This window comes from uncultured Alsobacter sp. (genome assembly GCF_945952055.1).
Lineage (GTDB): Bacteria > Pseudomonadota > Alphaproteobacteria > Rhizobiales > Beijerinckiaceae > Alsobacter.
The window spans coordinates 148,501-170,865 of sequence record NZ_CAMFHB010000001.1 but is presented as its reverse complement, the minus strand read 5'-3'; the positions used below and the strand labels follow the sequence as shown (position 1 = coordinate 170,865).

At 69.7% G+C, this 22,365-nt stretch carries 20 protein-coding genes; 15 read left to right on the top strand and 5 right to left on the bottom strand.

What is annotated here, in order from left to right:
- Positions 1-13 precede the first annotated feature (13 nt).
- On the bottom strand, positions 14-598 hold the full coding sequence (locus tag Q0Q47_RS00765; RefSeq protein ID WP_293853312.1) for an NAD(P)H-dependent oxidoreductase: 585 nt from the start codon (positions 596-598) through the stop codon (positions 14-16).
- A gap of 2 nt (positions 599-600) precedes the next feature.
- Complete coding sequence (locus tag Q0Q47_RS00760; protein ID WP_293853310.1) at positions 601-1,980, bottom strand: FAD-binding oxidoreductase; 1,380 nt, start codon at positions 1,978-1,980, stop codon at positions 601-603.
- A gap of 231 nt (positions 1,981-2,211) precedes the next feature.
- On the opposite strand from Q0Q47_RS00760, the gene Q0Q47_RS00755 reads away from it, so the two are divergent.
- From Q0Q47_RS00755 to Q0Q47_RS00740, 4 genes are read left to right on the top strand one after another with little or no spacing between them, the layout of a single operon-like run.
- Complete coding sequence (locus tag Q0Q47_RS00755; RefSeq protein WP_293853308.1) at positions 2,212-3,243, top strand: ABC transporter substrate-binding protein; 1,032 nt, start codon at positions 2,212-2,214, stop codon at positions 3,241-3,243.
- Positions 3,244-3,247: 4 nt separating this feature from the next.
- Complete coding sequence (locus Q0Q47_RS00750; RefSeq protein ID WP_293853306.1) at positions 3,248-4,048, top strand: ABC transporter ATP-binding protein; 801 nt, start codon at positions 3,248-3,250, stop codon at positions 4,046-4,048.
- Positions 4,045-4,926, top strand: coding sequence for an ABC transporter permease (locus Q0Q47_RS00745; protein ID WP_293853304.1), 882 nt, complete (start codon positions 4,045-4,047; stop codon positions 4,924-4,926). The genes Q0Q47_RS00750 and Q0Q47_RS00745 overlap by 4 nt, the downstream gene beginning before the upstream one ends.
- A gap of 1 nt (position 4,927) precedes the next feature.
- Positions 4,928-6,250, top strand: coding sequence for a cytosine deaminase (locus tag Q0Q47_RS00740; protein ID WP_293853303.1), 1,323 nt, complete (start codon positions 4,928-4,930; stop codon positions 6,248-6,250).
- 16 nt (positions 6,251-6,266) lie between these two features.
- Here Q0Q47_RS00740 and Q0Q47_RS00735 read toward each other — a convergent pair whose 3' ends face one another.
- From Q0Q47_RS00735 to Q0Q47_RS00725, 3 genes are all read right to left on the bottom strand, one after another.
- Complete coding sequence (locus Q0Q47_RS00735; protein WP_293853301.1) at positions 6,267-6,899, bottom strand: NAD(P)H-dependent oxidoreductase; 633 nt, start codon at positions 6,897-6,899, stop codon at positions 6,267-6,269.
- Entirely contained in the window at positions 6,899-8,320 is a 1,422-nt protein-coding gene (locus tag Q0Q47_RS00730; protein WP_293853300.1) for an FAD-binding oxidoreductase, read from the bottom strand. Before Q0Q47_RS00730 ends, Q0Q47_RS00735 begins: the two co-directional genes overlap by 1 nt.
- A gap of 68 nt (positions 8,321-8,388) precedes the next feature.
- Positions 8,389-8,853 carry a RidA family protein gene (locus Q0Q47_RS00725; RefSeq protein ID WP_293853298.1) on the bottom strand — a complete coding sequence of 155 codons (465 nt, stop codon included), beginning with the start codon at positions 8,851-8,853 and terminating at the stop codon, positions 8,389-8,391.
- A 403-nt stretch (positions 8,854-9,256) separates the two neighbouring features.
- Between Q0Q47_RS00725 and Q0Q47_RS00720 the strand changes: the two genes are divergently transcribed.
- The 11 genes from Q0Q47_RS00720 to Q0Q47_RS00670 all read left to right on the top strand — a co-directional run bounded on the left by Q0Q47_RS00720 (position 9,257) and on the right by Q0Q47_RS00670 (position 22,355).
- Entirely contained in the window at positions 9,257-10,705 is a 1,449-nt protein-coding gene (locus Q0Q47_RS00720) for a TolC family protein (protein WP_293853296.1), read from the top strand.
- Positions 10,702-11,505, top strand: a complete 804-nt coding sequence (locus Q0Q47_RS00715; protein WP_293853294.1) for an efflux RND transporter periplasmic adaptor subunit — start codon at positions 10,702-10,704, stop codon at positions 11,503-11,505. The genes Q0Q47_RS00720 and Q0Q47_RS00715 overlap by 4 nt, the downstream gene beginning before the upstream one ends.
- 1 nt (position 11,506) lies before the next feature.
- Positions 11,507-12,883: an HlyD family efflux transporter periplasmic adaptor subunit gene (locus Q0Q47_RS00710; RefSeq protein WP_293853292.1), complete on the top strand. Its 1,377-nt coding sequence runs from the start codon at positions 11,507-11,509 to the stop codon at positions 12,881-12,883.
- A complete protein-coding gene (locus tag Q0Q47_RS00705; RefSeq protein ID WP_293853291.1) occupies positions 12,884-14,989 on the top strand; it encodes a site-2 protease family protein in 2,106 nt (701 codons plus the stop codon). It abuts the gene before it with no gap.
- 138 nt (positions 14,990-15,127) lie between these two features.
- Complete coding sequence (locus Q0Q47_RS00700; RefSeq protein WP_293853289.1) at positions 15,128-16,252, top strand: zinc-dependent alcohol dehydrogenase family protein; 1,125 nt, start codon at positions 15,128-15,130, stop codon at positions 16,250-16,252.
- Between the two features lie 129 nt (positions 16,253-16,381).
- A complete protein-coding gene (gene cysQ / locus Q0Q47_RS00695) occupies positions 16,382-17,188 on the top strand; it encodes a 3'(2'),5'-bisphosphate nucleotidase CysQ (RefSeq protein ID WP_293853287.1) in 807 nt (268 codons plus the stop codon).
- A 329-nt stretch (positions 17,189-17,517) separates the two neighbouring features.
- Entirely contained in the window at positions 17,518-18,555 is a 1,038-nt protein-coding gene (locus tag Q0Q47_RS00690) for a sulfate ABC transporter substrate-binding protein (RefSeq protein ID WP_293853286.1), read from the top strand.
- Positions 18,555-19,451: a sulfate ABC transporter permease subunit CysT gene (cysT, locus tag Q0Q47_RS00685; RefSeq protein ID WP_293853284.1), complete on the top strand. Its 897-nt coding sequence runs from the start codon at positions 18,555-18,557 to the stop codon at positions 19,449-19,451. Before Q0Q47_RS00690 ends, cysT begins: the two co-directional genes overlap by 1 nt.
- Positions 19,444-20,328, top strand: coding sequence for a sulfate ABC transporter permease subunit CysW (gene cysW, locus Q0Q47_RS00680; protein WP_293853282.1), 885 nt, complete (start codon positions 19,444-19,446; stop codon positions 20,326-20,328). The genes cysT and cysW overlap by 8 nt, the downstream gene beginning before the upstream one ends.
- A gap of 31 nt (positions 20,329-20,359) precedes the next feature.
- Positions 20,360-21,391, top strand: coding sequence for a sulfate/molybdate ABC transporter ATP-binding protein (locus tag Q0Q47_RS00675; protein WP_293853280.1), 1,032 nt, complete (start codon positions 20,360-20,362; stop codon positions 21,389-21,391).
- Between the two features lie 109 nt (positions 21,392-21,500).
- Entirely contained in the window at positions 21,501-22,355 is an 855-nt protein-coding gene (locus Q0Q47_RS00670; RefSeq protein WP_293853279.1) for a branched-chain amino acid aminotransferase, read from the top strand.
- The last annotated feature ends 10 nt before the right edge of the window (positions 22,356-22,365 follow it).

The window sequence follows — 22,365 nt, the reverse complement described above, 5'->3', positions numbered from 1 at the left end:
CGGTTGGAGGAGGTCAGAAGCGCACCATGGCCGATCGCACGCGGCGCTTGAAGGCCTCGCGCTGGTCGGCCGTGGCCACGTTCATATGGTAGAGCGCATGATAGTCGACCGTCGCGCGCGGTCCCACATACCAGCGCAGATAGCGTTTCACCATCTTGCGCGGCGGATCCGCCATGGCGATGGCCCGCCAGCGCGGGCGCCCGTAGGTGGAGATGCCTGCGACCTTGCGGATATGCCCCAGCAGGGGACGGACGTTCGCCGGATCGGAGATGTCGAACCCGACGCCCGGCATGAACAGGCGGTCGAAGTAACCTTTCAGCATGGCGGGGAAGCCGAAGCACCAGGTCGGAAACTGGACGATGAAGCCTTCCGCCCGCATCAGGCGATCGATGTGCGGTTCGAGGCCGGCCCGGTTGCGTGCGGTGTCGTGATAGAACCGGCGCCCCTCCTCAGACAAGACGGGATCAAAGCCCTCGGCATAGAGGTCGAGCAGGTCGACCTCGTGTCCCGCCTCCGCCAGGCCCGCCAGCGCCTCCGCCCGCAGGCCGGCATGGAAGCTCTCGGGCAGGGGATGGCAGTAGACGTAGAGGATGCGCACGGTCAGGCCACCTTCGGGACGAAGGTGCGCATCTTTCCCGGGTTGAGCAGGCCGTAGGGATCGACCTCGTGCTTGAAGCCGAGCTGGTCGGCTTCGACGCGCTTGTGCCGGCTGCCGTCCTCCAGCGTCACGACGTGCGGGTTGGCGATGAACACGCCGCGCGCCTCGTGCATCGCGATGATCTCATCGAGGCGCTCGGGCGTGGAATAGCGCACGATCGGCAGGGCGCTGCAGCTGACCCGGCCGTTGAAGCGGATCATTTCCAGATGGGGAATCACCTCGTCGGGGAACAGCTCCACCATCTCGCGCACGGACGCCATCATCCGGTCGTGCGGATAGAGGCACTGGAGATAGGTGATGCTGCGGTCGGTCTTCAGCCACTGCAGCGTCGTGTGGTTCCAGGTGTACTCGTAGAGCGGAACCTTGCCGGGGCTTTCGTCGGCCGGCTGTTCGAGCGTGATGGTGCGGCGTTTGCCGACGATGGCGCGGAAGGTCTCCATCGAGGCTTCCGCGATCATGCAGATCAGGATGGCCTTCCCCTGTGGGCAGGATGGCTTCAGGGCGCCAAAATACTCGGGGATCGGCGCGGCGATCGGCGTCACCAGCTTCTTGATGACGCCATCCGCCAGCGCCACCTCGTAGCCGACCTGGGCCGCATCGAAGAAATCGTCGAAGACGACGACCACGTCGATCCAGGTCCAGGCTGGCGCGAGGGGCATCTCGAGCGCCGTGATGATGCCGGTCGTGCCGTAGGCGCGGTTCACCTTCTGCGCCGCGTCTCCCCGCAGCTCGATGATCCTCGGCTGCTCCTCGACCGTGACGACCCGCGCCGCGAGGATGTTGCCGGGCTCGCGGAGGCCGCCATAGGTCACCCCGCCGATGCCGCCGGACCCGCCGGCGACGAAGCCGCCGATCGTGGCCGTGCGCTTGGTGGAGGGGTGGAGCCGGATCTCCCAGCCGTGCGGGCGGGTCTGCGCGTCCATGTCGTGCATCTTCGCGCCGGTCCCGACGCGGACGACCCCCTCCCTGTGCCATTCGATCGCGGACAGGGCCGTCATGTCGAGCAGGACGCCGCCCTGCAGCGGAACCGCCTGGCCGTAGTTTCCGGTGCCGCCGCCGCGGGGCGTGACCGGCACGCGGTGGCGGGCGCAGGCCGCCGCCACGCGGATCACGTCGGCCTCGTCGCGCGGGGCCACGATGATGTCGGCGGACTTGCCGGTCAGCTGCTCGTTGAGGATGGGGCTGTACCAGAAGAAGTCCCGGGACCGCCGCCGAACGACGGTGGATTCCGTGACGACGGGCACGTCTCCGAGCTCTTCGAGAACGGCATCGATGGCCGAGCCATTCGCCGCTGTGGCCGTGGCAAGCTTCTGGGACGTCATGGTGCAACCTCGATCGATCGGGATGCCTCCCCGGAGCAAGAAGCGTACCCGGCCGGGCCGTGCGGCAGCGCGCCGCGCCTGGCGGCCGCATGCTCATGGTTTGGGCGGATGCACACGAAGGCGGCAGCCGACCTGCGGCTTCGTGTCCTCGGCGGGGCGCCTAGGCCGGCACGACCGTTGCAAACCAGCCGTCATGCGCCGGCGACTGCCGGACCCGACTGGAGGATCGCCATGACGAGCATGAAGTACCGCATCGACCGCCGCGCCGCGCTGGGCCTCATCGGCGGATCCGCCGCATCCCTGCTGATCCCCGTCCCGGGCGCCCGCGTCAACGCGCAGACGCTGGACAAGGTGAGCTACCAGACCAACTGGCGGGCGCAGGCCGAACATGGCGGCTTCTATCTGGCCGTCGCCAACGGCATCTACAAGAAGTACGGCATCGACGCCGACATCCGCATGGGCGGGCCGCAGCAGTCGCCCTCGCAGATGCTGATGGGCGGACGCGTCGACATGACGATGTCGAACAGCTTCGAAGCCATCAACTACGTGAAGGAAGACCTGCCCTTCCTGTGCATCGGGTCGATCTTCCAGAAGGACCCGCAGGTCCTCATCTCCCATCCGGGCGTCGGCAACGACAAGCTCGCCGACCTCAAGGGCAAGCCGGTGCTCATCGCGGCCGGCGGGCGCACCAGCTACTGGCCGTTCCTGAAGGCGAAGTTCGGCTTCGCCGACGAGCAGATCCGGCCCTACACCTTCAACATGGCGCCCTTCCTGGCCGACAAGCAGATCTCGCAGCAGGGCTTCCTGTCCTCCGAGCCGTTCGCGATCATGAAGGCCGGCGTCAATCCGATCGTCCACCTGCTGGCCGACAGCGGCTACGACGCCTACCAGACGACCATCAACATCTCCCGCAAGATGGTCACCGAGAAGAAGGACCTGGTGCAGCGTTTCGTGTCCGCCTCGCTCGAGGGCTGGGCCGAGTACATCAAGGGGGGCGCGGCCGCCGAGCCCGCCAACGTCCTGATCAAAAAGGACAACCCCGACATGGACGACGAGAAGATCGCCTACGCCATCAAGGTCATGAACGAGAAGGGCATCGTGCGCTCGGGCGATGCCGACACGCTGGGGATCGGCGCCATGACGGACGAGCGCTGGAAGCACTTCTACGACCAGATGGCCGATGCCGGCGTGTTCCCCAAGGGGCTCGACGTGCGCAAGGCCTACATGCTCGACTTCGTCAACAAAGGCATCGGCAAGGCCTGATCCGGTGAGCGCAGAGCCCTCGTTTGCGGCGCCCGCCTCGCGGGCGCTCGTCTCCATCCGCCGCGTCTCCAAGCAGTTCGCCAACGGAACGCTGGCTGTGCGCGACGTGGATCTCGATCTCGCCCAGGGCGAGTTCGTGAGCCTGCTCGGCCCGTCGGGCTGCGGCAAGTCCACGCTGCTGCGCATGATCGCGGGTCTCGGCGCTCCCAGTGCCGGGACGATCGACTGGCCGACGGCGGTGCACGACGCCGACGGCCGCCCGCAGCGCGACCTCGGGTTTGTGTTCCAGGACCCGACGCTGATGCCCTGGGCGACGGCTCTCGCCAACGTGACGATGCCGCTCGTGCTCAAGCGCATGAACCGTCGCGAGGCGGACGAGCGCGCGGCCGAGATGCTCGCGCTCGTGGGGCTGAAGGGCTTCGAGAAGGCCTATCCGCGCGAACTCTCGGGCGGCATGAAGATGCGCGTGTCGATCGCCCGCGCGCTGGTGACCCATCCCAGCATCCTGCTCATGGACGAGCCCTTCGCCGCGCTCGACGAAATCACGCGGCACAGGCTCAACGACGACCTCCTGAGGCTCTGGGCCGACCAGCGCTTCACGGCGGTGTTCGTGACGCACTCGGTCTTCGAGTCCGTCTACCTGTCGCAGCGCATCGTGGTCATGGCCGCGCGACCCGGGCGCGTCATGGCCGACCTCACCGTCGACGCCGCCTATCCGCGCGACGACCTGTTCCGCACGTCGGCGGAGTACGCCCACCTGTGCCGGGTGGCGTCCGAGACCCTGAAGAAGGCCATCGCGCTATGAGCGACAGCGTCCTGCCGGCCTCCGTTCCGCACGACGGAACCGACGCCGAGGCCCGCCCCGTCTTCGTCACCGAGCGCCGCGTCCTCGGCATCCCCGTGTCGACCTGGCCGAGCATCCTCGCGCCCGTCGCCATCGGGTGCCTCGCGCTCGCCGCATGGGAGGCGATCGTCCGGATCAAGGGCATCCCGTCCTACATCCTGCCCGGCCCGCTGCTCATCGCCCAGACGCTCGTCGCCGACTGGGGCACGCTGTCGGGCGCGCTGTGGATCACGCTGCGGATCACCTTCGCGGCCCTCATCGCCGCCGTGACGGTGGGCGTGGCGCTGGCCGTCGTCTTCACACAGTCCAAGTGGCTGGAGAAGTCGCTGTTTCCCTACGCCGTCGTGCTGCAGGTCACGCCGGTCGTGTCCATCGCGCCGCTGATCATCATCTGGGTGGGCGACATCAACCTGTCGCTGCTCATCTGCGCATGGATCGTGGCGTTCTTTCCGATCCTGTCGAACACGATCCTCGGGCTGAACTCCGCCGACCACAACCTGGTCAACCTGTTCCAGCTTTACGGCGCGACCCGCTGGCAGACCATGCGCTACCTGAAGCTTCCGGCGGCGCTGCCCTATTTCCTGGGCGGCCTGAAGATCTCGGGTGGCCTGGCGCTGATCGGTGCCGTCGTCGCGGAGTTCGTGGCCGGATCGGGCGGCAGCGCGTCCGGCCTCGCCTATCGCATCCTCGAGGCCAGCTACCAGCTCAAGATCCCGCGCATGTTCGCGGCGCTGGTGATGATCTCGATGACGGGCGTGGCCATCTTCCTGGCGACGAGCTTCGTCGCGCATCTGCTCCTGCGCCGCTGGCACGAGAGCGCCGTGAAGCGGGAGAACTGACATGGGCCAGGGCTTCGCGGCGGTGCCGGACGCACCGGCCTATCGCCTGCTCGACGCCACGCTGCCGGCCTGCCTCGTCGAGGGCGGCGGCCTGCCGGTGGCGGGCGAGGCCACGGTGCGGGCCGACCTGACGATCGCGGAGGGCCGCGTGGCCGCCGTGACGCCGCCCGGCGCGGCGCTGTCGATCGCGTTGCCCGCGCTCAACCTCAGGGGCGGAATGGTCCTGCCCGGGTTCGCGGACTGCCACACCCATCTCGACAAGGGGCACATCTGGCCGCGCAGCAGCAACGCCGACGGCACCTTCATGGGCGCGCTCACGGCCGTGCTGGCCGACCGCGAGGCGAACTGGTCCGCGTCCGACCTGGACGCGCGGATGGATTTCGCCCTGCGCTGCGCCTACGCGCACGGCACCGTCGGCATCCGCACCCACATCGACAGCCGCCCCGGGCAGACCAAGGTGTCCTGGCCCGTGTTCGGGGCCATGAAGGACCGCTGGGCGGGGCGCATCGCGCTCGAGGCCTCGCCGCTGTTCGGGGCCGACCTTGCCCTCGACGACACGCTGCTGTCCGAAGTGATCGAGATGGTGACCGAGCACGGCCACATCCTGGGTGCCGTCACCTACATGGCGCCCAACATGCCGGCGGGCCTTGCCCGGCTGTTCCGGGTCGCCGACGAGCGCGGATGGGACCTCGACTTCCATGTCGACGAGACGCTGGACCCGACGGCCACCTCGCTCCGGCTCATCGCCGAAACCGCGATCGCGACGCGGTTTGCCGGCAGGATCCTGGTCGGCCACTGCTGCTCCCTGTCGATGCAGGCCGAGGACGAGGCGGCCCGCACCATGGACCTCGTGGCGCGGGCCGGCGTGGCCGTGGTGTCCCTGCCCATGTGCAACATGTACCTGCAGAGCCGCGGCCCCGCCCAGACACCGCGGCGCCGGGGCGTGACCCTGCTGCACGAGCTGGCCGCGCGCGGCGTCCCGGTGATGGTCGCCTCCGACAACACCCGCGATCCGTTCTATGCCTATGGCGACCTCGACCTCGTCGAGGTGTATCGCGAGGCCACGCGGATCGCCCATCTCGACCATCCGATCGGCGACTGGCCCAGGGTCGTCACCTCGGCCCCGGCCGAGATCATGGCCTTGCCGGGGGCCGGACGGATCCGGGCCGGAGTGTCCGCCGACCTCGTGCTGTTCAAGGCCCGGTCCTTCAGCGAGTGGCTGTCGCGCCCGCAGGCCGACCGGACCGTGCTGAGGGCCGGCCGGCCGATCGACACGACCCTGCCCGACTATGCCGAACTGGACGAGGTCGTCGGCAGCCGCTGACGGTGCGCCTGCGCCGTCACACGCCCAGCATGGTCAGGGCCTGCGGCTGGACCTCGCAATCGATGAGCGACAGCTCCCGCTCGACGCGGTCGAGGAAGGCTTCACGCTGCTTCGCGGTGGCGGTGTCCATCTTGTGCAGGGCCAGCCAATGGGTGCGGCAGGACGGGTGCATCAGCGCCCTGAGGCCTCGCAGGATGATCTTGCGCCCCGGAGCCCCGATCACGAAGGTCCACCACCACCAGGGCGAGCCCAGGGTGGTGACGACGCCGAGGACGCGGATATGCGTGAGCACCCGCCGGATCGGCGTGTTCTCGTCGGGCATCGTGAAGGTGGCGTGCGGCACCCAGACGCGGTCGAGCCAGCCCTTGAGCATGGCGGGCTGGGCGTACCACCAGGTCGGATAGACGAAGATCAGGCCCTCGCACCAGCGCAGCAAGGCGAGGTCCGCCGCCACCGGCTCCTCGTTGATGCCGGGGGTGTGGTAGTCGCGCCGTTCGGCATCCGACATCACCGGGTCGAAGTCCTGGGCGTAGAGATCGAGCAGGCGTGTCTCGTGGCCGGCGCCCCGCAGGGTCGAAAGCACCCGGTCCCGCAACGCTGCCGAAAAACTATCGGGGCAGGGATGGCAGTAGACGACGAGCATCCGCATCAGCCGGCGGTCTCCCCGAGGCCCTTGAAGAGATAGGTCTTGCCCGACTTGTAGTCGTAGGCGGGATCCTCCCAGGCGATCATCTTGCCCGGGTTCAGGAGGCCCCTGGGATCGGCCTCCTTCTTGAACGCGAGCTGCACGTCGTCCGTCTGCTTCATGCCGCCTTCCTCGAGGGTGTAGCGGTGCGGATCGAAGATCACGGCGCCCATCTCCTCGTGGATCCGCATGATCTCCACGAGCCGCTCCTCGCTGGTGAAGCGCACCAGCGGCAGGCCGAAGCACGTGATCTTGCCGTCGAAGCGGACGAACTCGAGATGGGCCGGAAGTTCGTCGCCGAACCGCTCATGGATGGCCGCGACGAGCTTCACCTGGTTGGGGAAGGGGTAGAGAACCTGGAGATAGGTGATCGAAGGATCGACCCGCAGCGCCCGCAGGGTCGTGTGGTTCCAGGCGAGCTCGAAGCCCGGCGGCAGGCCCTTCAGGTCCTCGGCGCTCGTCGTGTCCTGGCGGAACAGCACCTGCGCGCCCTTCCAGCGTCCCGTGAAGGCGAGCATGGGGCCGAGCGCGAAATCGGCCACCGTGACGATGGCGACGTGGCTGTCGCGGGGGATGAACTTGCGGTGGCGCGGGAAATAGTCGTGCGGAACCGGCGCGCCGACCACGGCCAGGTTCTTGAGGAGCAGGCCGTCCTGCTCGCCGAGCGCGTTCGCAAAGGCCGCCGCGGCCTCGAGCGACGAGAACCCGACGATGACGTCCAGCCAGCCATAGGCCGGGGCGAGCGGCATCTCGACCTCGGTGATGATGCCGTTCGTGCCATAGGCGTGGCTGACCTTGTGCAGGTCCTCGCCCTCGATGGTCAGCAGGCGCGGCGTGGCCTCCATCGTGGCGACCCGCAGGCGCAGGATGTTGCCGAAGTCGCGCAGCCCGCCCCAGCGGATGGAGCCGACCCCGCCCGAGCCGCCGGCGACGAAGCCGCCGACCGACGCCGTGTGGTAGGTCGAGGGATGGAGCCGCAACTCCTGGCCCGACTGCGGCCGTGTCACGGCGTCGATGGCCGAGAGCACGGCGCCCGGTTCCGCGACGACCCGGCCGGATTGGACTGACTTGACCCCGGCAAAGCCGGACAGATCCAGGACGATCCCGCCGGACAGGGGCATCGCCTGGCCGTAGTTGCCCGTGCCGGTGCCTCGTGGCGTGACAGGAATGCCTAGTTCATAGGCAGACGCGAGCGTGGCGACGACCTCCTGCTCGCTGCTCGGCGAGACGACGATGTCGCCCGTCACGCCATCGAGCTGCCGCTTCAGGCGCGGCGAGTACCAGAAGAAGTCGCGACTCTTCTGACGGACGAGAGCGGGGTTTTCCTCGACGCGGATGCCTCCCAGCCGCGCCTTCAACCCCGCGATGTCGTAACGTCCACTCATGCCAGGCTCCGCCCATCTCCACGCGGTCGAGCGAAGCAGGGTTCGTGCCGGGCGCAGGAGCCGGCTCGCTACCGGCCCTGCGGCAGGTAGGCCGTCGCCTCCACCTCCACGAGCACCCGCTCGTCCGGCAGCATCGCCGTGACCTGCACCACGGTGCTCACCGGCGGATCCGTCGGGAAGAACGATTTCCGCACGCGATTGTAGTGCGGGTAGTCGCGCAGGTCCCTGAAATACTGGACGAGCTTGAACACGTCGGCCATCGAGCCGCCCGCGCTCTCGATCGTGGCGCGGATGCGATCCAGCACCCACCAGCTTTGGGCCAGGATCGGGCCTTCCTTGATGTCGACGGACATCTCCCCGGTGCGCCCGAGCAGCGCCTGCGCCTCGGGTGGAATGTCGTCGTAGCCCGACACGACCAGCGACCGCGCCGGATCGACGGCGATGATGCCGGACAGGAAGACGAAGTCGCCCATCCGCTTGAACGCGGCATACCGGGCGAGGGGGGCGGCAGGGGCGGATGGCGATGCGGTCATGGGCAGGCTCCGGACAGGGGTGCGACGGCACCATTCATAGCGCGTGCCACCGGCTTGGGAGACCGCGCAGGTGGGAAATTGCAACTGAAAGTAGAAAAATGACATTGACGGTAGAAACGGCTCTTCATTCGCGTTTTGAAACGATAAATGATCCCGTAAAACTTTCGCGATAGGATCTCACGCGGTGTTGTCATGTGCGACAGCGTCACTTACACAAAAAAGACAACAATCCTGATTTGACGATACTAAACTCTAGATTGTGGTCTTTCCCGTGCACATCATTTCCAGCGCCGCCCCGGTTGCTCGCCTGCATCCCACGAAGACTGTCACGACATCCAGCGGGAAGGGGCCCGCCGACGCCTGGCCGTCGCTCCGGCGCCGTTGGCTTCGGGGCGCGGGCGCCATGACCGCGGTCGGCCTCCTGATGGGCCTCTCGGCCTGCACGCTCGCGCCCGAACCGCTCGAGACGTCCGCCATCGGCGATGCGGCGCGGTCCGCGCTCGACGCGACCGTGCAGGAACAGGTTCCCGTCACCCGGCCGATCGACCTCGCCGAGGCGATGGCCCGCGCCGTGAAGTACAATCTCGACACGCGTGTCCAGCTCCTCGAAGAGACGGTCCGCTCGCGGCAGCTGGTACAGGCGAACCTCGCGATGTTGCCGGCTCTGGCGGCCAACGCCGGCTATGCCGGCCGCGACCAGTTCGAAAGCAGCTACAGCCGCTCGCTCGAGACCGGCCAGCGCTATCTGCAGAACAACACCTCGCAGGACCGCGACCTGTTCACGCGCGACCTGCAGATCTCCTGGAACGTTCTCGACCTGGGTCTCTCCTATGTCAGGGCCGAGCAGGCGGGCGACCGTGTGCTGCTGGCCCGCGAGGAGCGGCGCAGGGTGATGGCCCGGGTCATCGAGGAGGTCCGCACGGCCTACTGGCGCGCCCTGGCGGCGGAGTATGTCGGGCGCGAACTGCAGGTTCTGCAGGGCCGTGTGAAGGGAGCTGTGGCCCAGGCCGAGAAGCTCGTGGAGAACCGCCAGGCCTCGCCGCTGGCCGCGTTGTCGGCCCAGCGCGACCTGCACGAGCTCACCGAGCGTGTCCAGCAGATCCACCAGGAGGTCGCCACGGCACGCAGCCAGCTGGCAGCGCTGATGAACCTGCCGCCTGGCACCCGGTTCAGCCTCGTCCGCCCCGCCGGGCTGCGCTTCCCGGCCCTGCCGGCCACGCCGGAAAAGGCGTTGGCCGAGGCGCTGCGCCAGCGTCCCGAGATCCGCGGCGCCCTGTATGGCCAGCGCATCGAGGAGCGGGAGGCCACCGCCGCCCTGCTCGAGCTCCTGCCGGGGATCACGCTCACGGCGGGGCCGAACGCCACCTCCAACAGCTACACCTTCGCCAATGACTGGGTGTCCTGGGGCGCGAAGGCGAGCTGGAACCTCCTGCGGCTGGCGAGCTACCCCGCCCGTAAGGCCGAGCAGGAGTCCCGCGAGGCGCTCGCGCAGGAGCGGGTGAAGGCGACGGTGGCGAGCGTCGCGCTGCAGGTGCACGTCAGCCGGCTGCGCTACGACCTGGCGCGACAGCGCGCCGAAACGCTGGCCCAGTACGAGGCGACCCAGCGCAAGCTGCTGGCGCAGGTCCAGGCCTCCGCCGCCACCAGCATCACCGGCGACAACGAGCTCGTGCGCGAGCAACTGAACGCGCTGCTGTCCAGGGCGCGGCTGGACGTCGCCGTGGCCGATGCCCAGGCGGCCTATGGTGGCGTGCTGACGGCAATGGGCCGCGACCCCTATCCGCAGGGATCCGACATGTCCCTCGCAGAGCTGGCCGCCGCGTTCCGCCGCGGCCCGGTCGGTCCGTCATGACCGCGCGGGAGGGCATCACCAGCCTCGTTCCCCTGTGTGCGGGGACCCGCTGGCGCCCTCTCCAGGGCCTCGTCATGGCCCTCGTCGTCGCCCTCGCGGCGGGGCGTGCCTTCGCCGGCGACGACGACGGTCTCGAGACACGGGCCAGGGGCGTGGTCCGCTCCGTCGCCGAGGCGACCATCACGAGCGAGATCGCCGCGCGGATCGTGTCCTTCTCCTTTCGCGAAGGACAGGCCTTCCGAGCGGGCGACGTGCTGGTGGCGTTCGATTGCACGCGGCTCCGGGCCGAGGTGGACGGAGCGCGGGCCGACGTCGCGGCGGCCAGGATCGCGCACGAGGGCAGCCGCGAGATGGAGCGCCTCAAGGCCGCGGGCGCGCGCGACGTGGCCATGGCTGCCGCCCGGCTCGAGAAGGCTTCGGCCGATCTGGCCGCCGGCCAGGCCAGGCTGACCGCCTGCGAAGTTCGCGCGCCCTTCGACGGCGTCGTCACCGACAAGGCCGGGAACGAGCACGAGGTCGCCTCGCCGTCCCAGCCCCTCCTGAGAATCGTCGACGATCGACGGTTGGAGATCGAGCTGATCGCGCCGTCCCGATGGATGGCATGGCTGCGCCCCGGCATGGCGTTTCGCTTCGCCATCGACGAGACCGGCCGGGACCATGGCGCGGTCGTCCAGCGCATCGCCGCCGTCGTCGACCCCGTCAGCCAGACGGTGAAGCTCTTCGGGCGTTTCACCGAGCAGGAGCCGAACGTCCGGCACGGGATGAGCGGGGCGGCGCGCTTCGACGGCGGGAGCCGCTGACATGACGCAGCAGCGTCTGCGGTCCTCCCCGCCGGAAAGCCTGGACCTGCCCCGTGAGGACGCGCTGCGCTCCGCGGTCGCTTCGCTCCAGGTGGTGCTGCATCTCGAAGCGTCGATGCGCTCGGCCGCCAATGCCGAACTCCTCGCCAACCTCGTCGCGACCGACTGGGGCACGGTGGTGGGCGCGCAGCAGATCTTCGTGGTGAGGCTGCACCGCCGCCGCCAGGACGTGCTCGCGGTCACCGGTGTGTCGAGCGTCGAGCGCAATGCGCCGCTGATCGTCGCGGTCTCCGCCCTGGCCCGCCGTTTCGTGGAGCCCGACGAGGACAGGCCGCGCATCGTTCGCAGGGAGGCGCTCGAGGGTCCCGACTGGCAGGAGTATCCTCTCCCGCACCTGATGCTCGCTCCTTTGGTGGAGCCCGGAGGCACGGTGTTCGGCGCCGTCCTGCTGGCGCGCTCGACGCCCTGGGGCGACGAGGACGTGGCCCTCGCAGGCCGGCTCTCGGCCTGCTGTGCCCATGCCTGGCTCGCTCTGGAGGGCAAGCGCCGCCTGCGTGGCGGGCGGTGGCAGGGGCTTGCGACGGCGCTGGTCGCGATGGCGCTGGCGGCGCTCGGCGCCGTCCCCGTGCCGCTGAGTGCGCTCGCCCCCGTGGAGGTCGTTCCCCGCGACCCCGATCTGGTGACCGCCGCCATCGACGGCGTGGTGCGCACCATCGCGGTGGAGCCGAACGCCGCCGTGAAGCCAGGGGACGTTCTGGTGCGGTTCGCGGACACCGCGCTGCGCGGCCGCCTCGCCGTGGCGGAGCAGAACGTGGCGGTGGCACAGGCGCGCGAGCGCCGGCTGGCCCAGTCCGCCTTCGACGACCGTGCGGCGCGCCGCGAGTTGGCCGTCGCCACGAGCGAGCTGCGCCTGGCGGAGGTCGAGCGCGACGCGGCGCGCGATGCACTCGACCGCGCGGAGCTGCGGGCGACCAAGGCCGGCGTCGCGGTGTTCCAGAGCCGCAAGGATCTCGAAGGCAGGCCCGTGGCGGTCGGCGAGAGGCTGATGAGCATCGCGCGCCCGGAGGACGTCGAGTTGCGCATCGACCTTCCCGTGAAGGACTCGATCCTCGCGCGGGAAGGCGCCCCGGTGCGCGTGTACCTGGATGCCGATCCGCTGGATCCCCTGGAGGGGACGGTCGAGCAGGCGGCCTTCGCCGCGGCGCCGGTGCCGGGCGGCGGCCTCGCCTTCATTCTGCGGGCCCGCATCGAGGGCTCCGCCGCGATGCCGCGCATCGGATACCGGGGCACCGCACAGGTGCGCGGCGAAACCGTCTCGCTCGCATACCTGCTGCTGCGGCGCCCGCTCACCGCGGCGCGCCAGCATCTGGGCCTCTAAATGTCGGAGCCCCTGCTCCTGCCGGCCCTGCGGCCGGACCTGCAGATCCATGCGGGGGCGACGCTGCCGTCCGGCGAACCTGGCTGGGTGATCCACGACCCGGTCCGTCACCGCTTCTTCCAGATCGGCCGCGACGTCCTGGACATGCTCGCCTCCTGGGCGCCGGGAACGGTCGAGGAGCTGGCGGCCGCCATGCGCCGGCGCGGCGCGCGCGAGCCCGACCCCCGGGCCGTCGCCGATCTCGCCCGGTTCCTGTCCATGCACGAACTCGCCCTCGAGCCGCGGGCCGGGGCGCGGCTGGCGGAGCGGGCCCGGTCGCGCCGGCACCACTGGCTGGTCGGCCTCGTCCACAACTACCTGTTCTTCACCATCCCGCTGGTCCGGCCGCAGCGGTTCCTCGACCGCCATCGCTGGATCGGAGCCCTGTTCTTCTCGCCCGCCTCGCTGGCGATCTTCGCCGCGCTGGGTGTCGTGGCGATGGTCCTGGTGGCGCGGCGGTGGGACATGGTGGTCAGCACGGGGCTCGGCTTCCTCAACCTGCAGGGCCTGGCCGCCTATGGGCTGACCCTGGCCGCGGTAAAGAGCGTGCACGAGCTCGGCCACGCGACGATGGCGACGCGATACGGCGTGCGGGTGCCCAGCATGGGCGTGGCGTTCATGGTGCTGGCGCCGTTTCTCTATTCGGACCTCAGCGATGCCTGGCGACTTCGCAGCCGTCGGCAGCGCTTCATGATCGACGCCGCTGGCGTGCTGGCCGAACTGATCCTGGCGGTGCTGGCGCTTCTCGCCTGGATCTTCCTGCCCGACGGACTCGCCCGGTCCGCCGCCTTCCTGGTCGCCACCACGAGCATCCTGTCGAGCCTTCTGCTCAACCTCAATCCGCTCATGCGCTTCGACGGCTACCACATGCTGGCCGACGGCGTGGGCATACCCAACCTGCAGACCCGCGCCATGGCGGTGGGTCGCTGGCGACTGCGCGAGCTGCTGTTCGGTGTCGGCGCGCCCCCACCGGAGGCGTTGGCGGCGCGCACGCTGGCGGCCATGACGGTCTATGCCTGGGTGATCTGGATCTACCGCTTCTTCCTCTTTCTCGGCATCGCGCTGCTCGTCTACCACATGGCCTTCAAGGTCCTCGGCGTCATCCTCTTCCTGGTCGAGATCGTGTGGTTCATCGCGCGCCCGATCGCCCAGGAGTTGAGGGTTCTCTGGGAGGGACGAATCGTGCTGGTCAAGCGGCCCCGGGCCTGGATCACGGCCGGCGTGGCGGCCCTGTGCGCCGCCGGGGCGTTCGTCCCCCTGTCCACCTCGGTGACCGTACCGGCCCTGCTCGCGGCCAAGCGGGACAGCACGCTCTATCCTCCGCAGCCCTCGCGGATCGATGCGGTGCTCGCGACCCGTGGCAGCGCCGTCGCCGCGGGGCAAGCGCTCTTCGTCCTGTCCTCGCCCGACCTCGAGGCCGAGTTGCGCAGGGTGCGCCGGCGCGCGGAGCTGCTGGCCCTGCGTCTGGCGCGCTCGCCCGCCGAGGCGACGGACAGGGCCGAGATCCAGGTGCTCCAAAGCAAGCTCGCCGCGGAGCGCGCCGCCGAGGTCGCCCTGGTGCGGCAGCTGTCGGAGCTCATCGTTTCGGCGCCCTTCGCCGGCGTCCTGCTCGACGTGGACCCGGGCCTCGTCCACGGCGCCTGGGTCAACCCGCGCACGATCCTCGGCCGGGTCGTCTCGCGCGAGGAGGCGGAACTGCAGGGCTACGTCGAGGAGGCCGACATGCGCCGGATCGCGCCCGGCGCGCGCGGGGTGTTCATCCCCGAGGAGCCGAGGCTCTCCGCTATTCGGGTCACGCTCGCCACCGTCGGGCGGACGGCGGCCGAGGACCTGGCGGTGGCCGCGCTGGCGGCGGTCCACGAGGGCAGCATCCCGGTGGTCGAGGATGCCAGGCACCGGCTCGTGCCGGCCGTCGCCGTCTATCCGGTGACCATGACCCCGGACGAGCCCCACGCCCTCGCGCGTCCGATCCGCGGGCAGGCGCGGATCGAAGGCACGGCCGAGAGCCTGGCGGCCCGCGTGATCCGCCGCGCCGTCGGTGTGCTCATCCGTGAATCGGGCGCGTGACGGGGAGGCGAGCGCTCGAGGCCGCCGGGCTCACGCCGCCGAAAAAGCCGATTTCCACCTTCGCGCGGCATGCATTAAACGAAGACGGCCCGCCGGCCGGAATTGCGATGGCTGCGGAACACCAAGGGGTCGCAGCCAATGAAAGTCCGCTCCGCCATCCTGCGTCAGTCCGGTCTCCCCCGGCCCTACGCCACGTCCCGGCCGCTCTCGATCGAGACCGTCGACCTCGCCCCGCCCGGGCCCGGCGAGGTCCTGGTCAAGATCGCCGCCGCGGGCGTGTGCCACTCGGACCTGTCAGGCATCAACGGCGATCGGCCGCGGCCCTTGCCGGTGGCGCTGGGGCACGAGGCGGCGGGCATCGTGGAGGAGGTCGGTCCGCAGGTGACGGACCTGAAGCGCGGCGACCACGTCGTGATGAGCTTCGTGCCGACATGCGGCACCTGCGCCATGTGCGCCGAGGGGCGGGCGGCGTTGTGCGAGCCCGGCAACGCGGCCAACGTGGCCGGGACCCTGCTTTCGGGAGCGCGGCGGTTCACCTGCGACGACGGCGAGATCAACCATCACTGCGGCGTCTGCGCGTTCTCGGAGTACTCGGTCGTGTCGCGCCGCTCGATCGTCAAGATCGGGCAGGACCTGCCGCTGGCCGAGGCCGCGCTGTTCGGCTGCGGGGTGATGACGGGCGTCGGCACGGTCATGAACACCTGCCAGGTCCGGCCGGGCCAGTCGGTGGCCGTGATCGGGCTCGGCGGCGTCGGGCTCGCCGCCCTGCTGGGCGCGGTCGCCAGCGGAGCCGGCCGCATCGTCGCGGTCGACCTGCAGCCCCACAAGCTGGAGATCGCCCGATCGCTCGGTGCGACGGACGTCTTCCTCGCCAACGATCCGGACGTGGTACGGCTCATCCGCGAGCGGACCTCCGGCGGCGTCGATCACGCGCTCGAAATGGCCGGCGCGACGAAGGCGTTCGAGCTCGCCTATGCGATCACCCGGCGGGGCGGCACGACGGCCACCGCCGGTCTCCCGGCGCCGGCCACCCAGTTCTCCATCCCGGCGGTGCCGCTGGTGGCGGAAGAGCGCGTGATCAAGGGCGGCTACATGGGCTCCTGCGTCCCCTCCCGCGACATTCCGCGCTACGTCGCGCTCTACCAGGCCGGAAAGCTGCCGGTCGACCGGCTCCTGTCGGGCACCGGTCCTCTGGACCAGATCAACGCCGCCTTCGACCTGCTCGACCGCGGCGAAGTGATCCGCCATGTCATCGTCATGTGACCCACATCGTCATGTGAGGCGGCACGGGCGTTAGCTGCGATCCCGCGGGATGGCGCGGGTCTCGTGAAGGGCCGGATACCGGCTCGCCACAGCATCCTGTAGGATCGCAGACAACGGGGAGAAGCGAGCGTGCAGGACCTTCGGGCCGCGTCCCTCATCGCAGACCTTGCCACGCTCGCCTCGCGGGCCGGCGAGGCGATCATGAGACATCGCGGCTGCGCAGCCGCGGCCAAGCACGACGGCAGCCCCGTGACGGCGGCCGACCATGCCGCCGACGGCATCATCGCCGAGGGGTTGGCAAGGCTGTTGCCCGGGATCCCGGTGCTGTCCGAGGAGCGCACCGAGGCCTTCGCGCCGGACGGCTCGGGCACCTTCGTCCTCGTCGATCCCCTCGACGGCACGCGTGAGTTCGTTTCCGGAAGCGACGATTTCACCGTCAACATCGCCATCGTGACGGACGCCCGCCCCTTGACCGGGATCGTCTATGCACCGGCGACCGGCCGCCTCTGGACGGGAGGCAGCATCGCCACCGCGACGCGGGTGGCGCCCGGTGATGGCGCGCGCCTGGACGGCGTCAGCGACCGCATCGCGGTGCGCACCTGCGGCGAACGGCTCACGGCGGTCGCGAGCCGGTCCCACCGGGACGAGGAGACGAACGCCTGCCTGGCGCGCCTGCCCATCGCGGACCTGCGCAGTGCCGGATCGTCGCTGAAGTTCTGCCTCGTGGCGGAGGGAGAGGCCGACATCTACCCCCGCTTCGGGCCCACGATGGAGTGGGACACAGCGGCGGGACACGCGGTCCTCGCCGCCGCGGGCGGGGTCGTGGTCACGCCCTCCTGCCACCCGTTCCTCTACGGGAAGGCGGAGAGCGACTACAGGAACGGCCCTTTCATCGCCGCAGCCAGCCTGGTGCTGGCCCAGCGGGCCTGCCGCTGATCGCACGCTCGGCCGCGCAGCTCACTCCCGGAAAACGGTCGTCCCGGTCCATGCGAGGGCGTCGTGCGTGTGCGCCCGGCGCCTCGCCGGGGCAGGGCGGCGGACGCGCTCTCGCCGCGCGCCGGCCATGTTTTGGTCCATCTCAACCCTGAGCCTGACGAAATCGAAGCAGCCGCCTCTTGCCTCGATCGTAAACGGGACCCGCGCCGCCATGACGGGCTTCCGGCCGACCACCGTGCGGAACCACCGCGACCCGCCGTGTTTTACGATTTGCTAATTCCTATAATCTGACTAGGATAATGGGAATATGGAAGCCGGGAGGCCATTTCATGCTCGGAGCCGATATCCGTCGCGTCGTCGACCACGTGCTTTTCTTCGGGGCCGTTCTCGTCGTCGTGTGCGTGGCGACCTTTGCCCACGCGCAGACCACGTTCCTCAACGTTTCGTATGATCCGACCCGCGAACTCTACAAGCAACTGAACCAGGCCTTCGCGGCCGAGTGGAAGGCCAAGACGGGAGAAGCCGTCACCATCCGGATGTCCCATGGCGGCTCCGGGGCGCAGGCCCGCTCCGTCATCGACGGCATCGACGCCTCCGTCGTGACCCTGGCGCTCGCCGCCGACATCGACCAGATCGCGGCGCGCACGGGCAAGATCCCGGCTGACTGGCAGAAGCGCCTGCCCAACAACGCCTCGCCCTACACCTCGACCATCGTGTTCCTGGTGCGCAAGGGCAATCCCAAGGCCATCAAGGACTGGGACGATCTGGCCAAGCCCGGCATCGCGGTCATCACCCCGAACCCCAGGACCTCCGGCGGCGCCCGCTGGAACTACCTCGCGGCCTGGGGCTACAAGCTCGAGCAGGCCAAGGGCGACGAAAAGGCCGCGCAGGATTTCGTCACCGCGATCTTCCGCAACGTCCCGGTGCTCGACACCGGCGCGCGCGGCTCGACGGTCACTTTCGCGCAGCGCGGTCTGGGCGACGTCCTGATCGCCTGGGAGAACGAGGCCTTCCTCACGTTGCAGGAGTTCGGCGCCGACAAGTTCGACGTGGTCGTTCCCTCCGTCTCGATCCTGGCCGAACCACCGGTCTCGCTGGTGGACGGCAACGCCGACGCCAAGGGCACGCGCAAGGTGGCCGAAGCCTACCTGCAATGGCTCTACACGCCGGCCGCCCAAGCGATCATCGCCAAGAACTTCTACCGGCCGTCGCTGCCGGAGGCCGCGGCAAAGGCCGACCTCGAGCGGCTCCCCAAGCTCAAGCTTTTCACGATCGACGCGGTCTTCGGCGGCTGGGCCAAGGTCCAGAAGGCCCACTTCGACGATGGCGGCGTGTTCGACGTCATCCAGAAGACGATCGCGAAGTGATGGCGGTCGCCCACGCCGACCCCGGCGGCGCCGCCGCGCCTCCCCTCCGGCCCCGGTCGCGCCCGCTCCTGCTGCGGCGGGCCAGCGTCCTGCCCGGCTTCGGCCTCGCCTTCGGCGTGACGCTGGCCTGGCTCGGCCTGATCGTGCTGCTGCCGCTGGCGGCGCTCGTCCTGAAAGCCGCGGGCCTGGGACCGGACGGCTTCGCGCGGCTCCTGTCCAACTCGCGGATCCTGGCCTCGCTGAAGGTGACCTTCGGCATCGCCTTCGCCGCCGCCGTGGTGGATGCCGTCTTCGGCGTCGTCGTGGCCTGGGTGCTCACGCGCTACACGTTCCCGGGTCGCCGCCTGCTGGACGCCGTGGTCGACCTGCCCTTCGCCCTGCCGACGGCCGTCGCCGGCATATCGCTCGCGGCGCTCTATGCTCCCAACGGCTGGATCGGCAAGCCCCTGGCCGAACTGGGCATCAAGGTGGCCTTCACGCCGCTGGGCATCTTCGTGGCCCTCGTGTTCGTCGGCTTGCCCTTCGTCGTGCGCACCGTCCAGCCGCTGATCGCGGATCTCGACCGCGAGATCGAGGAGGCCTCGGCCACCCTGGGCGCCGGCCGCCTCCAGACGCTGGCGCGCGTCGTGCTGCCGCCGCTCGTTCCCGCCGTGCTGACCGGGTTCGCGCTGTCCTTCGCGCGCTGCGTCGGGGAATACGGCTCGGTGATCTTCATCGCCGGCAACATCCCCTTCGTGTCCGAGATCACGCCGCTGCTGATCGTGGTCAAGCTGGAGGAGTACGACTACGCGGGCGCCACGGGCATCGCGTGCATCATGCTGGCGATCTCCTTCGTGATGCTGCTGGTCATCAATCTCCTGCAGGCCTGGACCTACCGGAGATTCGGCCATGTCTGACGCCAGCGCCGGACCGTCACCCAGGGGCAGGGCGGGCCGCATCGCGCCCACGGCCGAGAGCGCCCTCGTGCGCAACCTTCTGATCGGCATCGCCGTGGCGTTCCTCGGCCTGTTCCTGCTGCTGCCGCTCGGCGTCGTGTTCACCGAGGCCCTGCGCCAGGGCGTCGGGCGCTACCTCGCGACCTTCGAGGATCCGGATGCGCAGGCGGCCATTCGTCTGACGCTCACGGTCGCGGCCATCGCCGTGCCGCTCAACGCGGTCTTCGGCGTGGCGGCGTCCTGGGCGGTCGCGAAGTTCGAGTTCCGCGGCAAGAGCCTCCTGGTCACGCTCATCGACCTGCCGTTCTCGGTGTCGCCGGTCGTGTCGGGCCTCGTCTACGTGTTGCTCTTCGGTGCCCAGGGTCTTCTGGGGCCGTGGCTCGCCGCGCACGGGCTGCAGGTCATTTTCGCCTTGCCGGGCATCGTGCTGGCCACGATCTTCGTGACCTTCCCCTTCGTCGCCCGCGAACTGATCCCGCTCATGCAGGAGCAGGGGACGGTGGACGAGGAGGCGGCCCTGACGCTGGGGGCGAGCGGCCTTCGCACGTTCCTCACCGTCACGCTGCCCAACATCCGCTGGGGCCTTCTGTACGGGGTCCTTCTGTGCAACGCCCGCGCCATGGGTGAATTCGGCGCGGTCTCCGTCGTCTCCGGTCACATCCGCGGCCTCACCAACACGACGCCGCTCCATGTGGAGATCCTGTACAATGAATACGACTTCGTCGCCGCTTTCGCGGTCGCGTCTCTCCTCGCCTTCCTCGCCCTCGTCACCCTGGCGGCCAAGTCCATCCTGGAATGGCGTCACGCCGACGAACTTGCCGGCGGCCGGCGTCACTGACAGCCTGTCGCGGGCGGACCGGAGCAAGCCCTTGGGAATCCGTGCCAGCGGCATCCACAAGCAGTTCGGCGCCCACGCGGCGCTCGCCGGCGTCGACCTCGACATCGCCGAGGGCGAGCTGATCGCGCTGCTCGGCCCCTCGGGCTCGGGCAAGACGACCCTCCTGCGCATCATCGCCGGCCTCGAGCATGCCGATGCCGGCACGATCGCGCTGCGGGGCGAGGACGCGACGTTGACGCGGGTCCAGGACCGCGGCGTCGGCTTCGTGTTCCAGCACTACGCCCTGTTCAAGCACCTGACGGTGTTCGAGAACGTCGCCTACGGATTGCGGGTGCGCCCGCGCAGGACACGGCCGACCGAGACGCAGATCCGCGCCCGCGTGCTCGAACTGCTGCACCTCGTCCAGCTCGATGGACTCGAGGGCCGCTACCCGGCCCAGCTCTCCGGAGGGCAGCGCCAGCGGGTGGCCCTGGCGCGCGCCCTGGCCATCGACCCGACCGTGCTGCTGCTCGACGAGCCCTTCGGCGCCCTCGACGCCAAGGTGCGCAAGGAACTCAGGCGCTGGCTGCGCGAAATCCATCACAAGACCGGCCAGACGACGGTGTTCGTGACGCACGACCAGGACGAGGCGCTCGAACTGGCCGACCGGGTCGCGATCCTGAACCGCGGACGGCTCGAGCAGGTCGGCAGCGCCGACGACATCTACGACAACCCGGCGTCCGCCTTCGTCATGGGTTTCGTGGGCGACGCCACGGCGCTGCCCGTCCAGGTCCGCCACGGCCGCCCGTACCTCGACGGCGAGGCCCTGGCGATCCCGGCGACGCCGTGTGCCGACGGCGCTGGCCACCTGTACCTGCGGCCCGGCGGCGTGGCCCTGGCTCCGGCCGGCCGCGGCCACCTGCAGGGGACCGTCACATCAGTCCGGCGCACCGGCGCCGGGCGCCGCGCGGAGATCACCGTCGCCGGTCTCGTCGTCGACATCGACGTGCCGCACGGGGCCGTCGTCGCGCAGGGCGCCGACGCCGGCATCACGGTCGAACGGTGCTGGATCTTCCCGGCCTGACGGCTCTCCCATCCGTCGCGCGTCGCGACCCGGAGATGCGCGGGAGACCCGTTGACGCGGGCCTCGCCGCGTCCTTGGATGCCGGCCCTGGACGAGAGGGATTCCGGCAATGGCGTGGTCGCAGACATGGACGTGGTTCGAGGGTGAGTGGCACGAGGGCAATCCGCCCATCATGGGGCCGCGCTCCCATGCCTTCTGGCTGGGCTCCTCGGTGTTCGACGGCGCCCGGGCCTTCGAGGGGGTCATGCCCGACCTCGACGCGCATCTGGAACGGGTCAACCGGTCGGCCGTGGCGCTGCGGCTGAAGCCCACCATGACGGTCGACGCCATGCGCACGCTGACGCACGAAGGCGTCCGCCGCTTCGGCCCCAACCCGGAGCTCTACATCCGCCCGAGCTACTGGGCCGAGCAGAGCGGCCGCGGTGCGGTCGCCGTCGATCCGGAGAGCACCCGCTTCTGCCTGTGCATCTACGAGGCGCCGATGCCGCAGCCCACCGGCTCGTCGATCACGCTGTCGCCCTTCCGCAGGCCGACCATCGAGACGATGCCGGTGAATGCCAAGGCGGGCTGCCTCTACCCCAACAACGCCCGGGCGATCATGGAGGCCAACGAGCGGGGCTTCGACAACTGCCTCGTGCTCGACATGCTCGGCAACATCGCCGAACTGGGGTCCGCCAACGTGTTCATGGTCAAGGACGGCGTCGTCCACACGCCGGCCGCCAACGGATGCTTCCTGGCCGGCGTCACCCGCGCTCGGGTCATCGCGCTGCTGCGCGAGGCCGGTCACACCGTCCGCGAGAGCACGCTGTCGCACAGGGATTTCCTGGAGGCGGACGAGATCTTCTCGGCCGGAAACTACGGCAAGGTGCAGCCCATCACGCGGATCGAGGACCGTTCGCTGCAGCCGGGACCCTTCTACGCCAAGGCCCGCGCGCTCTACTGGGAGTTCGCGCACGCCGGGTGACGGTTACCGC